The organism is Thermomicrobium roseum DSM 5159 (genome assembly GCF_000021685.1).
In the GTDB taxonomy this organism is placed as follows: domain Bacteria; phylum Chloroflexota; class Chloroflexia; order Thermomicrobiales; family Thermomicrobiaceae; genus Thermomicrobium; species Thermomicrobium roseum.
In genome coordinates this window covers 1,463,987-1,479,224 of the sequence record NC_011959.1, presented here as the reverse complement: position 1 = coordinate 1,479,224, position 15,238 = coordinate 1,463,987, and the positions used below count along the sequence as shown (strand labels likewise).

Sequence of the window (15,238 nt, the reverse complement as noted above, 5' to 3'; positions counted from 1 at the left end):
TACCATGGCGATTCGTCTCAAGCGTGTCTACGAGCCACCGGATCCGGACGGCGGGGAGCGTTATTCGTTGGAGCGGCTCTGGCCACGTGGAATCCGACAGGCAGACCTGCAGTTGACGGCCTGGCTGCGTGATGTCGCGCCGAGCCACGAGCTCCGTCGCTGGTACGGGCATGACCCGACCAAGTGGCCGGCGTTTCAGGCTCGCTATTTGGAAGAACTCCAGAGCAATCCAGCTGCCTGGGAGCCACTCCTAGGAGTGCACAGCGGGGAACGATCACGCTCCTGTACAGTGCGCGCGACCCGGAGCGCAACAACGCGGTCGTCCTGCGCGCCTTCCTGGAGGAGCAGCTTTCACAGCGCCAACGGTGGGATGAGGAGCGCTCCGCTCCGAGCAGCCTCTTGCAGCGCGAGGCGCGGATCGAGGACAAGTGGTCCAGCCGCTGAAAGCCGCACGAGAACCTGTTCAGCTCGCTCGATCCGGAGCTCTCGTTCGCCATCCAGTGCCAGCGTACAGGGGATCGTCTCGATCGGTACGGCGTGATCAGGGCTGAGCGGTTCCCAATCGCGGACGGGAACAGGAACGAGGAGGCCCGGAGCCAGCGGTGCGAGTGCCGTGGTCCCGCCGGGACCGAGTTTCACCGTGGCCCCACCGTGATCCTGGCGAGGGCACACTGCAGCAGCGATCGCTGCTAAGCCGATCACGCCGGGCAGGACCCGGGCGACGATGACCTGTTCGATCGAGGTTGGATCCCAGATGGCACGAGCACCGAGGAAGCGCTCGCGCGAGACGGCGACGTCGATCAAGGCAATGTCAGCCAGCGTACCGTCGATCCAAACTTCGAGTCGTGGCCACCGTTGCAGGCAATCGGGAAGCCGACCACTGGCGAGCAGGCCTGCGGCCACACCAGCGATGGTTCCGTCGACCAGGAAAGGAAAGACATTGTTCGTCCCCGTCGCGATGGGAACGAGGGGAAGATCGCGACAGCTGCGTGCCACAACCCGGTTGGTTCCGTCGCCACCCAGGGTGACGAGACAAGCGACCCGCTGCTCGGCGAGCCAGGCCGCAGCTCGCTCGGAGTCGGTCGCAGTGAAGGTGCAGGGGATCGGGACAGGTCGGATGTCGAGTCGCTGCGTCATACCCTCAGCAGCGCGCTCGACGATCCCGAAGGAATCGCGCAGATACCAGACGCGCTCGATGCCCAGCGCGGCCAGCGCCGCGAGCACGCGCCGTACGATGCGGACCTTCTCCTGGTTGTCGAAAGTGGAGGCGAGCGCGACCAGACGTCGGACATCCTTGCCTGCAGCTGGGTTGGCGATGATGCCGACGCTCGTCGGCTCGCCTCGCTGGCTCGCGTGCCCGTTCACACGATCTCCCGCACCGCTGCGATGACGCGCTCGGGGCTCGGAATGTAGTACTGTTCGAGGCTCGGACTGAACGGCACCGGTGTGTGCGGGGCGGTAACGAGCTTGACCGGGGCGTCGAGATAATCGAAGCCTTTGTCGACGGCCAGCGCCGCGATATCGGCAGCCACCGAGCAGCGAGGATTGTCCTCGTCGACCACGATCAGGCGCCGCGTCTTAGCCAACGAACTCAGGACAGTGTCCTCGTCGAGCGGCGAGAGCGAGCGCAGGTCGACGACCTCGGCCTCGATTCCTTCACGACTCAGGCGATCGGCCGCTTCGAGCGCGATATGGACCATGCGCGAGATAGCGACGATCGTCACGTCGCTCCCCTCGCGCTTGATCTCCGCTTTCCCGATCGGGATGACGTACTCGCCCTCCGGCACCTCGCCCGTCATTTCGTACAGCATCTTGTGCTCGAAGAACATCACCGGATCGTCATCGCGAATGGCAGCGATCAACAGTCCTTTGGCATCGTACGGAGTGGCTGGCGCGACGGCTTTCAAGCCAGGCATGTGCGCAAAAACCGAATAGTGACAACCGGAATGTTGTCCAGCCGCACCGAAGCCGGCTCCGATCATCGTCCGGATGACCATGGGGACCTTGGCTTTGCCACCGAACATGTAGCGGAGCTTGGCGCCCTGATTGAAGATCTGGTCCATGCACACGCCGAAGAAATCGACGAACATCAGTTCAGCGACTGGGCGGAGCCCGGTCACGGCTGCGCCGACGGCAGCACCGATGAAGGCTGCTTCGCTGATCGGCGTATCGAGGACACGCTGGCGCCCGAACTCGCTCACCAGACTCTTGGTGACTCCCAAGGGCCCGCCCCACGCACCTTCTTGCTCGATATGCTCGATCGTCGCCCCGCCTGCGACGTCCTCTCCCATGAGAATGACGGTCGGATCGCGGCGCATTTCGAGCCGCAAGGCCTCGTTGATCGCTTGCCGATAGCTGAGTACTCGTGTGGCGACGACCATGCTCGTCCCTCCTCGCATCAATGACGAAACGCGAGTTGTTCAGCAGGGTAGCTGACGTAGACGTCGGTCAAGCACTCCTCGGGCGGTGGGAGCGGGCTCGATTCCGCGAACCGGACCGCTTCCTCGACCTGCTGCTTGACCGCTCGGTCGATCTTATCGAGTTCGTCCTCGCTGAGCAGCCCCTGGCTCAAGACCGTCTGACGGAAGCGCTGGATGGGGTCCCGTGCGCGGTAGGAGGCTTCTTCTTCGGGAGTGCGGTAGGTTACGGCATCCCCCTGGAAATGCCCGTAGTAGCGGAAGGCGCGACACTCGAGGAGCGTGGGGCCTTCGCCGCGGCGCGCCCGGGCGATCGCTTCGCCGGCTGCCTCGTACACGGCGAAGACATCGGTCCCGTCGACCAGTACGCCGGGCATGTCGTAAGCAGAGGCACGCGAGGCGATGTCGGGTGCGGCACAGTGGTAGGTCCAGGGCGTCGATTCGGCATAGAGATTGTTTTCGCAGACGAAGACGACGGGGAGTTTCCAGATGGCAGCGAGGTTCATCGCCTCGTGCGTGGTTCCTTGCTCGGCGGCTCCATCTCCGAAGAAGCAGACTGCGACCTGATCGGTCCCGAGCGTCTTGGCCATCAAGCCCGCTCCACAGGCGATCGGTGGCCCACCGCCGACGATGCCATTGGCACCGAGCATCCCCTTGTCGACGTCGGCGATGTGCATGGAGCCACCCTTCCCTTTGCAAACGCCGGTCGCCTTGCCGAAGAGCTCGGCCATCATCGCCGCGACATCGACCCCCTTGGCGATGCAGTGCCCGTGCCCCCGGTGTGTACTGGTAATGTAGTCGCGGTCAGTCAGGTGTGCGCAGACGCCGACGGCGATCGCTTCCTCGCCAGCATAGAGATGCACGAAGCCGGGGATCCGGCCAGCGGCGAAAAGCTGGGCGACACGGTCCTCGAAGGCGCGGATGAGTGCCATCCGCTCGTAGATCCACAGCAGTTTGTCGCGCGGGATCTCCACGATGCACCTCCCTCTCAGTCCGCTCTGTTCACCAGCCATACCTCGAGCCAGTTCGTGAGCTCGCCGAGCACGCGCCCGAAGACCGGGTGCTGGGAATTGAGCCAATTGAAGTGCCCCATCCCCTCGAGCAACACGAGTCGCTTGGGTTCTCCCGCGCGCTGGAAAGCGACGAGCGATTCGTCCGGCGCGACGAGCACGTCCTGCCGTCCGTGGACGAGGAGGAGCGGGCGCGGTGCGATCCGATCGATCTCCCGTTCGGGCTGGTACTCCAGGAGCGCCTCAGCCGATTCGAGCGTCACCTCGGGCTCGACGACGAGGTCAGGAAACCGTTTGGCCATCTCGCGCATGGTCATCTCGGTCTCCGGATCGGGCGGCATGATCGTGGAGAGCGGCACATGCCGGGACATTCTGCTCTGCACGCGAGCGCGGCGGTCGAGAGCGATCTCTTCCAAGAAGAGCCGCCACTGCCATTCAGCGCGGAGGCTCCGCAGCCAGCGGCGTCCATCGGTCACCGGCGCGAGCGCCACGCACGCGCGCACGCGCTCGTCGCGTGCTGCGACCGAAAGAGCGTGCGCACCACCCATGCTCAGACCGCCGATGGCCAGTCGCTGCGGATCGACCGCTGGGTGCGTTTCGAGGAAGGTGAGTGCAGCGCGCGCATCCCGGATTCGCTCGGACGGGATGAGGCGCCCACGTGGTCCTTCGCTCGCTCCGAAGCCGCGGTAATCGAACGTGAGGACGGCGAAGCCAGCATCGGCCAACGCCTGCGCCAAGAGCGGTATTCCCAGTTCCTTGATGCCATGGATGCCGGTGCAGAGCACGATTCCTGGTCGTGGCAGGGGAAGATGAGTAGGTAGGAAGAGTTCTCCGGCCAGCGCGTACCCGTCGCTCCAGAAGCGCACGGTTTCGCCGCGCGGCCAGCCTGGAGCAGTGCGCGTCGCCAAATACCGCTCGATGTCCTCAGCCGTGATCCGCCCACCGGGACCGGTTCCTCGGATGTGCCGCAGATCGATCCCATGCTCGCGGGCCAGCTTGCGGGCTGCTGGCGTGGCGCGGACCTCCCCACCCTCGGTCACCGGTCGCTCGCTTGGCGTCGGGAGGCTACTGGCTCCACTCGCTATCGGGGCTGTACTCGTGAGCGTCGCAGTGGGGGATCCTGGGACGATCGTGCTGAGATCGACCGTCTCGCCGGGCTCGGCGATGACGGCGATCGGCGCAGCGACCGGGAGCACTGCACCTTCCTCGGCCAGCACATGGGCCAGAATGCCCGAGGCGGGAGCTTCCACTTCCACGGTCAACTTCTCGGTTTCGACCTCGAGAACTGGCTCGCCAGCACTGACGGTCTCACCGGGACGCTTGAGCCACCGACCGATCCGCCCTTCGGTCATGGTCAGGCCGAGCTTCGGAACCACGAGTACTGTCGCCATACCGGTCGCCCATTCGCTCGTTTGCTCGACGGGTGTTTTCATCTCCAAGGTAATGCGCTGAGTGGCCAGTGTCAAGACCTGGCCGAGCCCTCGGTCTCGGACCTGCTCGCTCGCGCGACGGCAGCGCGAGGCTGGCAGCAGCACCCTGGGGTACCCCCTGCCCCCGCGGTCAGCAGGTTTCGTCGGCCAACGTCGCGATCCCCGGTATGCCCGACGATGTCGCGCCGGAGAAACGGGAGCTCGTCCGCCGCGCACGCGCGAACTCTGCCTGGCGCGTGCCCTGGTTCGCCTCCTGGCCGGGCGTGTCCGACTGGGTGAGCAGCTGGTAGTGAGCGGGCGTCGTTCGGCACTGTGGAATGGCGATGCCGCACGGGCAGCGAAGGGGCCTATACTGGTGCGACAGCTGTCGCGAGCCGATCTGCGGCTCCGGTCGATCCTTGGCGAGGAGGAAGGCGATGGGGACGGAGGCAGCCGCTGCGCGCCCGCGAGCAGTCGGCACGCCAGCCATTTGGGACGCGCGCGGCGTGTTGCTCATGTCGTGGGCGCACTTCGCTCATGACCTCTATCCTTCGTTCCTCGGCGTCCTGGTTCCGGCGATCCAGGCGAAGCTCGGGGTCTCGCTGTTCTGGGCCAGCGCCATGGTTCCTGCACAGCAGCTTCCTTCGATCGTGCAGCCGTTTCTCGGCTACGTGGCGGACCGGACGAGCCGCCGCTGGTTCGTCGTGCTCTCGCCGGCAGTCGCGGCGCTCGCGCTCTCTTCCATCGGGATCGCACCGCACTTCGCCGTCGCCCTCGTGCTCCTCCTCGTTTCGGGACTTGCCTCGGCTGCCTTCCATGCGCCGGCTGTGGCGTTGGTCGGCGAGTTCGGTGGACAGCGGCTCGGTCGGGCTATGGCGATCTTCATGGCCGGTGGTGAGTTGGCGCGGACAGTCGCACCCATCCTGCTGACCGCAGTGATCGCACATTTCACCTTGGACGGGATGCCGCTCGTCATGCTCGTCGGCCTCGCCGCCTCAGCGACGCTCTTCCTGCGACTCCGGACCGAGGCGAGCGACGCGATCGCGCGGCGGCACGCTGGCCAAGTTCAGTTGTGGCGGCTCATCCGCGAGCGCCAGCGACCGTTCATCGGGCTCCTGGGATCGGTTGTGGCGAATACCGCAGCAGTGACACCCCCCAGCTTCTTTCTGGTCGAATATCTTCTCCAGCGTGGTCGGAGCGAGTGGTACGGTGGACTGGCCCTGTCTGCCTTCTATGCCAGTGGAATCATCGGCGGGCTGGTCGGGGGATCGCTCTCCGACTGGGTGGGACGACGCGGCGCGTTGCTCCTCTCCTCGCTCGGGACCGCGCCGCTCCTCGCGCTCTACCTGGCTATCGAAAACGGGAGTTGGCTCATGCTGCCGCTGCTGGTTCTGATCGGGGTTTTTGCAACACCGCCGCGCTCGGTGACGCTGGCACTGGCGAACGACATTGCCCCCGAAGCCCGTGGCCCGCTGTCTGGCTTCACGCTCGCGACCAGTTTCGTTGCTCAAAGCATCATCGCGCTCGCCTTCGGTGCCGTGGCCGAGGCGATCGGTATCGAGCGAGCGTTCTGGCTGACGGTCGGCGCCTCGTTGGCCGGGGTACCGTTCGCGTTGCTGATCCCGGCCACGATGGGGCGGTCCCCTTCGTCAACAGGATGAGACCGGACGGTGAGCCTCCAAGCACGTGACCCCACGGGGGCCGACGACCGCGCTGTGCACGGTTCCTGCCGGGAGATCGAGGCGGTCACCTGGCCCCAACTCGATCGCCTCGCGCTCGTCCACGAAAAAGGTGATCGAGCCACTCACGACGTAGAGAACCTTGTGGTAGGGGTGGGAGTGCGGGGCATAGCGATCACCAGGAGCGTTCGACCAGTAATAACCGCGCAATCCCTCAGCGGCCAGAGCAGCCTCGAGTTCCGCGCTCGTCGGTGGCTGTGGGGTGTTCCAGCGCGTGACGCGGATCGTCTCCTGCATGGTGACCTCCCCTGCTGTCGGTTGTCTTGCTCGATCAGGTGCGGAAGGAACTGCTGATGCGACTGGCCCGGGTGCTCGAGCCAGGACCAGGCGCGCTGCGTTCATGGTACCGGATCAACCGCGTACTGGTCTGGATTTCCGCGATCGTCGGCATCAACCAGCTCGGTTTCGGGAGCATCGTGCCGGTCGTTCCGCTCTATGCGCAAGCCTACGGTGTCTCCGAAGCGCTGATCGGCCTGGCGATCGCGGTCTATGGTCTCGCCCGCTTCACGTCATCGGCTCCGGCTGGCTGGATCGCCGATCGAGCGGGGCGTCGGTGGTCGTTATTCGCCGGTGGCCTGGCGACGGTTTTGGGCAATATTCTCTGTGCGCTCGCCCCCTCCTATCCGATTTTTCTCGTCGGTCGATTCGTCGCGGGAAGCGGCGCATCGATGGTGCTCACCAGTGGGCAAATCGTGCTGGCCGATATCACCGAACCAGCGACACGCGGTCGGACGATGGCGATCTACCAGGCTGTCTTCCTGTTCGCTGTCGGCTTCGGGCCGATCCCTGGTGGCTTTTTGGCACAGTATGGAGGCCTGAGTGCTCCCTTCTGGGTCTACGGTTTCGTCGGCGCGATCGTCGCGGTGCTGGCGCTCTGGCGCCTGCCCGAGACGCGACCAGCTGGTGCTCGTGAACCTGCCCAGGGCAACGAGTTCGTCTTCAGGCGCCAGTTGGTGAGCGTGCTGCGGCATCGACCGCTAGTGCTCATCGGACTCGTCACCTTCGGGAATTTCTTCGCCCGAACGGGCGCACTCTTCACGCTCGTCCCGCTGCGAGCGGAGCGCGAGATCGGGCTCAGCCCCTCGCAGATCGGCTTCGGTCTGGCGGCAGTGAGCGTCGTGTCGCTGGTCATGGCGTATCCGGCTGGCGTCCTGCTCGATACGTTCGGGCGCAAGGTCGTCATCGCGCCGGCAACGTTGTTCAGCGGGCTCGGCCTCGTCGGATTCGCCTTCGCCTCGTCGTATCCATGGTTTCTCCTAGCATGCGTCACGTGGGCTCTGGCCAGCGGGATCGGGGGAGGGGCACCAGCCGCCTACGCGGCGGATGTCTCCCCGCCAGGCATGACAGCGGCGGCGATGAGCGCCTATCGGATGCTCTCCGAACTCGGGTACGTGGTAGGACCGACCGTGCTGGGGCTCGCGGCGGAAACGATCGGCATTCGCGCGACACTCGTGGCGACAGCTGTCCTGATCGTCGGACTGGGCGGGCTGTTCTGGCTGGCGGCTCCAGAAACGTGGCCAGGGCGGCGGATGGTGAGCGATCGAGATGCCGACGGCGCGTCAGCGAACAGTCGGTGAGGCGAGAAGGTCGAGTGGGAATCGCTCGCCACGATCGAAGACGAACTCGCGCTCGGTAGTCAGCAGCGTCACCGCGCCGCTACCGAGAACCCGACCGGAGCGATCCGCGAAATCGAGCACGCACACGGTGTGCTCGTCGATGCCGAGAATCACGGTTCCGGACGGCAGGAGGCGACGGAGAGCCGCGAACCGTTCTTGCCCCATGAAGCAGCGGCTCGTGTCGAGTTCGTCCCCACCTTCGCGGTTGTTCCAATGAGGGACGATGGCCAGCGAATAACCGAGCGGGCCGAGCAGATCGAGCCCCTGAACCCAATGCAGGTCAGCTCCAGCCTTGAAGATCTCGTACACCGGCAGGGTGAAGCGGCTGATCGCGAGCGCAGCGGCGCTGGCGAAGGCGAGGCGGAGCCCACTCGACCAGCGTTCGACGAGCAGGCGCCAGGTCAACGTTCCGGCGAGGTGGCGCACCATGTAGGTCGGACTCCCCGGCCCGGCAACGGCACAGTCGGCCCACTCGAGCGGCTCAGCGACGAGCGGGGAATCGGGATCGTAGATGCTCCCCCGCTGGCGAGCCGGGACGAAGCGGACCTCAGGCGCAAATTCCGGAAGATGCTCATACAGGAATCGAGCGAGCCGGCGCGCGACGAGCGCTGCGTTCGGTTGGAAACCGGCCGGGGTCTCCACGATCGCGACCCGGACCGGTGGCTGCAGCTGAGCGAACAACGCGGCAAAGGCCTGCCGGCCAGCATGCGCTGTCTCCCCGGAACCGATCAGCGCGATGGTGCCAGGAAGTCTGCTCACCTGCTGGCTGCTCACGCTGCAACTCATGCTCAGGCTTCTCCATGCTCGATCCAGGTGCTCAGCGATATGACGACCAGTAGAGGAGGATCGTCATGCCCGCGAAGACCAGCAAGGCGGCTGCTGCGCTCTGCACATAGGGGATAGCCCGTCGGAGCACCCGCACGAGCCCGAGGCGCAGGAAAGCCAGCGCAACGGTCAGGGCGACGATGACGCTCGCCATCCCCAGACTGTACGTGGCTAGCTGCAGGGTTCCCCGCGACAGATCACCGCTCAAGAGGGCACTTCCAGCAGCGATCATGAAGACAGGAAAGGTGCAACTCAGCGAGGCCAGGCCGTAGGCGAGACCGAAGAGATAGAAGGCTCGGACCGATCGTTCCCCGCGGCGCATCAAGCGGTCGGCGAGTCGCTCGAACTGGGTCGGTGCGATGACCCGCCCGGAGAACATCGCGATCCCCATCAGGATGAGGACAATGCCGATACTCATGCCGACCCAGGGCATGACCGGGAAGAGGAAGCTGCCACCGAGCGAGACAACGAGACCGACCAGGACAAACAAAGTTGAGAAGCCGAACGAGACAGCACTACCGACGAGCAGTGCGCGGCCCAGTCGCGCGGGAGCGCTCGCTGACCGGTCGTCGTCGAGACCGAGATACAAGGCGAGATACGCCGGGAGCATCGCGAAGCCACAGGGATTGACCGCTGCCAGCATGCCGGCACCGAAGGCATAGCCGAAGGGAAGCCATCCCGCGACCGTCGCGAGCCAGGCCGCGACGACCGTTTGGAACTCACTCACGCGACCGGACCTCCTCGGGAAGCGTGCAGGTCAGGCTGCGCCGTGCGATCACAAGTGCAGCCAGGGTGCCGAGCAGCGGGGCGAGGGCTACGATGAGGAGTGCCCATTGTGCAGTCGAGAAGCCGTAGGCGGCGATCGCCAGTGCGACGGTGAGCCATCCGAGGCGGCACGGAGTGAGCAGCGCACGAACGAGTTGACGCATCCGTCAATCCTCCGAGGAACAGCGGCGTGCGGCGACTCGGCACGTCGCGATCGCTGCAGCGTAGGGAAGAGCCAAGTCGCGGGCCAGCGCGAGCAAGGCAGGGATGCGGTGATCCGCGATGGTGTAAAAGCGATATTTCCCATCCTGGCGGACCTGCACGAGTCCACAGGTCCGCAGGCAAGCGAGATGCGTCGAAACGCGTCCTTGGGGCTGCTGGAGTCGCTCGACGAGCGCGCTGACGTGGAGTTCTCCTTCGCGAGCGAGGAGTTCGACGATGCGCAGGCGGGTCGGATCGGCCAACGCGTTGAGAAAGCGGGCCAGCACTTCCGGGGCGAGTTCGGTGCTCGAGGCCCGTTCGAGCTTCGCTCCGCGGGCCACGCGACGGTGGAACCGCTCGAGTTCATGGCGCGTGTCGCTCTCATCGTGCATACCTCGCCTCCCGAGAGAAGTGTACCGGGAACGTGCCGTCGCACTACGACCCACGTGGCAGGTGCCGACTATCTGAGTGGGAACATCGAACGAGTACCCCGTGGAGCGGGCCGGCGCTCACCGCGATCGCCGGCTCGCTCCACGTTTCCAGAAGGGCGAACTCCCGGCTGCTCACTCCGTGAACTCGGGGAGTGGCTCCTCGCTGAAGGAGAAATCGGCCCACAGCTCACGGAGCTGGGTAACGAACGAGCTCGCGCCCTGCTGGAGTCGCTCGCGCTGCTCCGGTCGAAGCAGACCAAAGTAGACCAGAGCAGCTGCCGCGCCCATCCAAAAGCCGAGGGCAGCAGTGTCACGCGCACCGGCAGCGAGTCGGGCGAGCAGTCCTGACCGGCGAGAGCGAGCGGAGGGCAGCGGGAGACGCTTGGGGACAGTGCGAGCGCTTTCAGCAGCACGCTGGAGCGCTCGCTCGGCCGTCAGTGCTGCCTGACGCGCAGCTTGCTCGGTGGCGGGCAAGATTTGGCGCTGCAGTTTTTCCACCGCTGCCCGTTCGGCTTCCAGGACCGCAGTCGCGCTGCGGGCGTGTTCCGGCAGGGTGCGGGCAGTCTGCTGAACGAGCGGCTTGACGCGCTTGCGCCAGATGGAGCGTGCGACCTTGCCGTCGTGGACTGGCAGGCGCTCGCGCACCTCCTGCACGGCCTCGCGGAGCGAAGTCAGCGTCGATTCCAGGTCGATTTCCTGAGCGAGTCGCTCGCGCAAGGTGCGGCGGCGTCGCCGGCGTGCGACGAGCGCTGCGACGATCGTCACTGCAGTCCCGCCGGCGAGCACGCTCCAGAGCTTCCAGTCGTTTCCTGCTTGGACCATCGTTTCCCTCCTTCCCCGGCGGTACCGGCAGTTTCCATGGTACCACTCGAGGACGAGCATCATCGCCTCGCGGGCATTGTCAGAAACCGGGGTTGCCCTCGGCAGGTGTCCCGCCTTCGCTGGAAGTACCGGCGAGCGTGTGATGGAAAAGTAGCGCCCTCGCTACACTCGTCGAGCGGTGGCTCGGCGCCGAAAAAGCGTGTGACCGACCGGTGCGAGCGCGCTCGTCTCGCCGTACTGGCGTGCTTGGAGTACCCTCGAAAGGAGAGGAGCGATGCGCGTTCTCGTCGTCTCGGACATCCACGGCAACCTGGAAGCGTTGGAAGCGGTCCTCGCAGCGGCTGGCCCGGTGGATCGTGTCTGGTGTTTGGGGGATGTCGTTGGGTACGGCCCGCGGCCGCGCGAGTGCGTCGAACGCATCCGGGAAGTCGCCGGCCCGGCGACCGTGCTGGGGAACCACGATGCCGCTTGCTCAGGACGCTTACCGCTGGAGGGCTTCAACCCGGCCGCTCGCTACGCCTTGCGCTGGACGATGCTGCAGCTGGGAACCGAGCACCGTGCCTTTTTGGAGAACTTGCCTGAGAAGCTGGTTCTCGACGAAGTGACGCTGGTGCACGGGAGCCTGCGGGCACCGATATGGGAGTACGTGTTCACGACGGAGCAAGCACGGGCGAATTTCCGGCTGCTCGAAACGCGCTTGTGCTTCTTCGGACACACGCACGTGCCGTTTCTGTTGAGCGAGGAAGCAGCGCAGCGGGGTGAGCGACCACTGCAGCCGTCGGATGGGATGGTCATCGACACGCGTGAGGGGCGTCTGCTGGTGAACCCGGGATCAGTGGGGCAGCCGAGGGATGGGGATCCTCGGGCTGCCTTTCTGCTTTGGGAGCCAGAGGCGCAGCGTCTCACTTTTCGGCGCGTGCCGTACAATATCGAAGCGGTGCAGGCCGAGATGGCGGCGGCGAGACTCCCCCAGCTCTTGATCGAACGTCTCGCGCTGGGCCTTTGACCGCGCGTCGCGATGAGACTGGAGGGGAAACGTGGCACGAGTCTACCGCCGGGTGGTCGTCCCGGTGAGTGGTTCACCAGACGACGAGCGGGCGATCGACCTGGCGGCAGCAGTCTGTACTGGCAGCGAGACGACGCTCATCCTCGTGTATGTGGTCGAGGTCCCACAACGGTATGCCTTGGATGTCGAGTTGCCCGAGCAGATCGAGCGGGGGTCAGCGATCCTGGAGCGAGCAGCGCAGTACGCACAGCGTGTCGCGCGCGGGAAGTGGAAACGGGTACTGACCGAGCTTCTGCAGGCACGCGTGGCTGGTGCGGCGATCGTCGACGAGGCGATCGAACGCGCGGCCGATGCCATCATCATGGCGACGAGGAGCCGTTGGACCTTGGGTGTCCTGACGCAGGGAGAGACGCTTCCGTATATCCTTGACAATGCTCCGTGCGACGTCGTCGTCGTACGGGTCGCTGAGCGGGGTGAGGCAGCATCGTGAAGATCGTCATCGTCGGTTGTGGCCGCGTCGGGGCGAAACTGGCGAGCGATTTCGCTGAGGAAGGGCATCAGGTCTCGGTCGTCGACCAGCGACAGACGGCCTTTCGGCGACTGCCACCTGGCTTCCGCGGCCAGCTCGTTCTCGGGACCGGCATCGACGAGGATGTGCTCCGGAATGCGGGAATCCAGCAGGCTGACGTGTTCATCGCTGTGACCGAGAACGACAACACGAACATCATGGCTGCTCAGATCGCGCAAGTCATCTACCGCGTTCCGAAAGTGATCTTGCGCATCTACGATCCCGATCGTGCCGAAATCTATCGCGAACTCGGCTTGACCGTCATTTGCCCGACCCGGACCGTCTCGGAGATGATCGAGCAAGCTGTGCGCGATGAACTCGTGACCAAGACCAGCTGAGCATCCTTCGAAAGCTGGGTGGGGAGCGTCCGCGATGTACATCATCGTCGTTGGTGGTGGAAAGGTCGGGTACTATCTCACGAAAACGCTCGTCAACGAGGGATACGAGGTCTTCCTCGTCGAGAAGAACCCGGTCAAAGTGCAAATCTATCGCGACCGTTTCGGTGCGATCGTCATGCAGGGAGACGGGGCCGAGGTCGCGACACTGGCGGCAGCTGGTGCGGGGCGTGCCGATGTGGTGATCGCGGTCACTGGTGACGACGAGGACAATCTGGTGATTTGCCAGGTGGCGCGCGAGCGGTTCGGTGTTCGGCGAACGATCGCTCGCGTGAACAACCCGAAGAACGAGGAGCTCTTCCGCCGGCTCGGGATCGACGTCACCGTGAGTCAAACGAACGTCATCTTGAGTCTGATCGAGCAACAGATCCCCGAGCGACCCTTCGTCCACCTCTTGGCTCTCCGGCACGCCGATCTGGCTATCGTGGAAGCCAAAGTCGCCGCCGAATCGCCGGTCGTCAACCAGCCGATCTGGCAGCTCCCCTTGCCGCCCGAGGCGATCATCACGGCGATCATCCGCCGGGGGGAGCTGATCATTCCGACCGGCCAGACGGTCATAGAGCCGGGAGACGAGTTGATCATCGTGACCAAGCAGCAGCGCGAGGCCGAACTTCGCGAGCTCCTGTGTGCTCCGGCAACGGCCTGAGCGTGTCCCTCTCGATCGCTGACAGGTTCTCGACGAGTGTGCCTCGTCCACCGAGGCATGCCTTGTTTTCGCTCCCTCGCCGGACTATGCTCGATCCGGAATGCGAGTCGCTTGCGCCGGGCTATTCGTCCTCGCAGACAAGCAGCGACGGAAGGAGCATGCGAGCGTGGCAGCCGATCGCCTGCCGGAGGAGCTGATCCGGCGGATTCGCGAAGATGCCGAGTTCCGGCGCCTCCTCCTGGAGGTCTTGCTCGGCGAAGAGTTTTTGCAACTTCCAGCGGGCGTCCGGCGCATCGAGCAAGCGGTCGATCGATTGATCGAGGCGATGGAACGAGATCGGCAAGCAGCGCGCGAGCGCGAGGCCCGGATCGACGCGCAGATCGAGCGACTCGGCCAGCGCATCGATGACGTGGCGCGTTCGATCGATCGATTGGCCGATCGCGTCGAGGCCCAGATCGAGGCGCTGACAAAGCGGATGGAGCGGGTCGAGGCGCAGATCGAGGCGTTGACTGCCCGCATGGAGCGGGTGGAAGCCCAGATCGAGGCCTTGACACAGCGGATGGAGCGCGTCGAAGGCCAGATCGAGGCCTTGACGCAGCGGATGGAGCGGGTCGAGGCGCAGATCGAGGCGCTGACAAAGCGGATGGAGCGGGTGGAAGATCGTCTCGGTTCGGTCGAAGAGCGTCTCGGCTCGGTCGAAGAGCGCGTCGGATCGCTCGAAGAGCGTGTCGGATCGGTCGAGGACGAACTGGTCAGGGTACGCAACCGTCTCGATGACCTGACTGGCAAGGCTCTGGAGCAGTACTATCGCGAGCGCGCGCCAGCGATTTTCGGTCGCCGACTGCGACGTGTCCGCGCGATGGCGATCGGGCAGTTGGCTGAACTCATCACCGAGCGGCTTCCCGGCCCGGAGGGGGACGATCTGTTCGAAGCCGACCTCGTCGTCTCAGGTCGGCTGTCCACAGCCGAGCAGCCTGAGGTATGGGTCGTCATCGAAGTGTCCGCGACGGTCGATCGCTTCGATGTGGAGCGGGCGGTTCGTCGTGCGACTGCGCTGCGCCAGCTCCACCCCCTCGTCTTGCCCGGCGTGGCAGGTGTCCGGCTGACCGAGGGTGGACGGGAACTGGCGAGCGAAGCTGGCGTTATCGTGATCACGGACGGTAAGGCGACCGGTTGGGAGGCTGCTCTGGCTCGCTGGCTGCCGAGCGACGAAACAATGGACGACGCGCTCGGCTGATCTGGTTCTGGTGTGGCTCGTGTTCGCCGCGCTATCCGGTGGTGCAGCCGGATCATGTGCGTGGATAGTGGCACGGAATAGCGTCGCGCGCAGTCATCCCGGCAGTTGGTCTCCCCGCCATCGACCCGACATGCGGACGGTGCTCTGTCAC

General features: G+C 65.2%; 17 protein-coding genes and 1 pseudogene. 8 read left to right on the top strand and 10 right to left on the bottom strand.

Annotated features, from left to right (window positions below; translation table 11 throughout):
* Window positions 1-4 precede the first annotated feature (4 nt).
* Window positions 5-444, top strand: a pseudogene (locus tag TRD_RS15350) (DUF488 domain-containing protein).
* Here TRD_RS15350 and TRD_RS06980 read toward each other — a convergent pair.
* From TRD_RS06980 to TRD_RS06965, 4 genes are read right to left on the bottom strand one after another with little or no spacing between them, the layout of a single operon-like run.
* The gene (locus TRD_RS06980) at window positions 352-1,365 is read right to left on the bottom strand and encodes an ATP-NAD kinase family protein (protein WP_015922442.1); all 1,014 of its coding nucleotides are present in this window, start codon (window positions 1,363-1,365) and stop codon (window positions 352-354) included. The pseudogene TRD_RS15350 and the gene TRD_RS06980 overlap by 93 nt on opposite strands.
* Window positions 1,362-2,381 (bottom strand): alpha-ketoacid dehydrogenase subunit beta, encoded by a 1,020-nt coding sequence (locus tag TRD_RS06975; protein ID WP_015922441.1) that lies wholly within the window; start codon window positions 2,379-2,381, stop codon window positions 1,362-1,364. The genes TRD_RS06980 and TRD_RS06975 overlap by 4 nt, the downstream gene beginning before the upstream one ends.
* Before the next feature lie 17 nt (window positions 2,382-2,398).
* Window positions 2,399-3,430, bottom strand: a complete 1,032-nt coding sequence (locus TRD_RS06970) for a thiamine pyrophosphate-dependent dehydrogenase E1 component subunit alpha (RefSeq protein ID WP_052294078.1) — start codon at window positions 3,428-3,430, stop codon at window positions 2,399-2,401.
* A complete protein-coding gene (locus TRD_RS06965) occupies window positions 3,406-4,962 on the bottom strand; it encodes an alpha/beta fold hydrolase (protein ID WP_015922439.1) in 1,557 nt (518 codons plus the stop codon). The genes TRD_RS06970 and TRD_RS06965 overlap by 25 nt, the downstream gene beginning before the upstream one ends.
* A gap of 311 nt (window positions 4,963-5,273) precedes the next feature.
* On the opposite strand from TRD_RS06965, the gene TRD_RS06960 reads away from it, so the two are divergent.
* Entirely contained in the window at window positions 5,274-6,497 is a 1,224-nt protein-coding gene (locus tag TRD_RS06960) for an MFS transporter (protein ID WP_015922437.1), read from the top strand.
* Here the strand turns inward: TRD_RS06960 and TRD_RS06955 are convergent.
* Entirely contained in the window at window positions 6,486-6,812 is a 327-nt protein-coding gene (locus TRD_RS06955; protein ID WP_015922436.1) for a cupin domain-containing protein, read from the bottom strand. The genes TRD_RS06960 and TRD_RS06955 overlap by 12 nt on opposite strands.
* Before the next feature lie 56 nt (window positions 6,813-6,868).
* On the opposite strand from TRD_RS06955, the gene TRD_RS06950 reads away from it, so the two are divergent.
* On the top strand, window positions 6,869-8,152 hold the full coding sequence (locus tag TRD_RS06950) for an MFS transporter (RefSeq protein ID WP_015922435.1): 1,284 nt from the start codon (window positions 6,869-6,871) through the stop codon (window positions 8,150-8,152).
* On the opposite strand, the gene TRD_RS06945 is transcribed toward TRD_RS06950, so the two are convergent.
* The 5 genes from TRD_RS06945 to TRD_RS06925 form a co-directional block, all read right to left on the bottom strand.
* Window positions 8,135-8,950: a cysteinyl-tRNA synthetase gene (locus TRD_RS06945; protein ID WP_041436840.1), complete on the bottom strand. Its 816-nt coding sequence runs from the start codon at window positions 8,948-8,950 to the stop codon at window positions 8,135-8,137. The genes TRD_RS06950 and TRD_RS06945 overlap by 18 nt on opposite strands.
* Window positions 8,951-9,008: 58 nt before the next feature.
* The gene (locus tag TRD_RS06940; protein ID WP_015922433.1) at window positions 9,009-9,743 is read right to left on the bottom strand and encodes a cytochrome c biogenesis CcdA family protein; all 735 of its coding nucleotides are present in this window, start codon (window positions 9,741-9,743) and stop codon (window positions 9,009-9,011) included.
* Window positions 9,736-9,945, bottom strand: coding sequence for a hypothetical protein (locus TRD_RS06935; RefSeq protein WP_015922432.1), 210 nt, complete (start codon window positions 9,943-9,945; stop codon window positions 9,736-9,738). The genes TRD_RS06940 and TRD_RS06935 overlap by 8 nt, the downstream gene beginning before the upstream one ends.
* A gap of 3 nt (window positions 9,946-9,948) precedes the next feature.
* Window positions 9,949-10,374, bottom strand: a complete 426-nt coding sequence (locus tag TRD_RS06930) for an ArsR/SmtB family transcription factor (protein WP_015922431.1) — start codon at window positions 10,372-10,374, stop codon at window positions 9,949-9,951.
* A gap of 171 nt (window positions 10,375-10,545) precedes the next feature.
* A complete protein-coding gene (locus TRD_RS06925) occupies window positions 10,546-11,235 on the bottom strand; it encodes a hypothetical protein (RefSeq protein WP_041436026.1) in 690 nt (229 codons plus the stop codon).
* A gap of 274 nt (window positions 11,236-11,509) precedes the next feature.
* Between TRD_RS06925 and TRD_RS06920 the strand changes: the two genes are divergently transcribed.
* The 5 genes from TRD_RS06920 to TRD_RS06900 all read left to right on the top strand — a co-directional run bounded on the left by TRD_RS06920 (window position 11,510) and on the right by TRD_RS06900 (window position 15,087).
* Window positions 11,510-12,241 (top strand): metallophosphoesterase family protein, encoded by a 732-nt coding sequence (locus TRD_RS06920; protein WP_015922428.1) that lies wholly within the window; start codon window positions 11,510-11,512, stop codon window positions 12,239-12,241.
* Between the two features lie 31 nt (window positions 12,242-12,272).
* Complete coding sequence (locus TRD_RS06915; protein ID WP_226980686.1) at window positions 12,273-12,731, top strand: universal stress protein; 459 nt, start codon at window positions 12,273-12,275, stop codon at window positions 12,729-12,731.
* Entirely contained in the window at window positions 12,728-13,147 is a 420-nt protein-coding gene (locus TRD_RS06910) for a potassium channel family protein (RefSeq protein WP_015922426.1), read from the top strand. Before TRD_RS06915 ends, TRD_RS06910 begins: the two co-directional genes overlap by 4 nt.
* Window positions 13,148-13,181: 34 nt before the next feature.
* The gene (locus TRD_RS06905; RefSeq protein ID WP_015922425.1) at window positions 13,182-13,850 is read left to right on the top strand and encodes a potassium channel family protein; all 669 of its coding nucleotides are present in this window, start codon (window positions 13,182-13,184) and stop codon (window positions 13,848-13,850) included.
* A gap of 166 nt (window positions 13,851-14,016) precedes the next feature.
* Window positions 14,017-15,087, top strand: coding sequence for an AAA family ATPase (locus tag TRD_RS06900; protein WP_015922424.1), 1,071 nt, complete (start codon window positions 14,017-14,019; stop codon window positions 15,085-15,087).
* The last annotated feature ends 151 nt before the right edge of the window (window positions 15,088-15,238 follow it).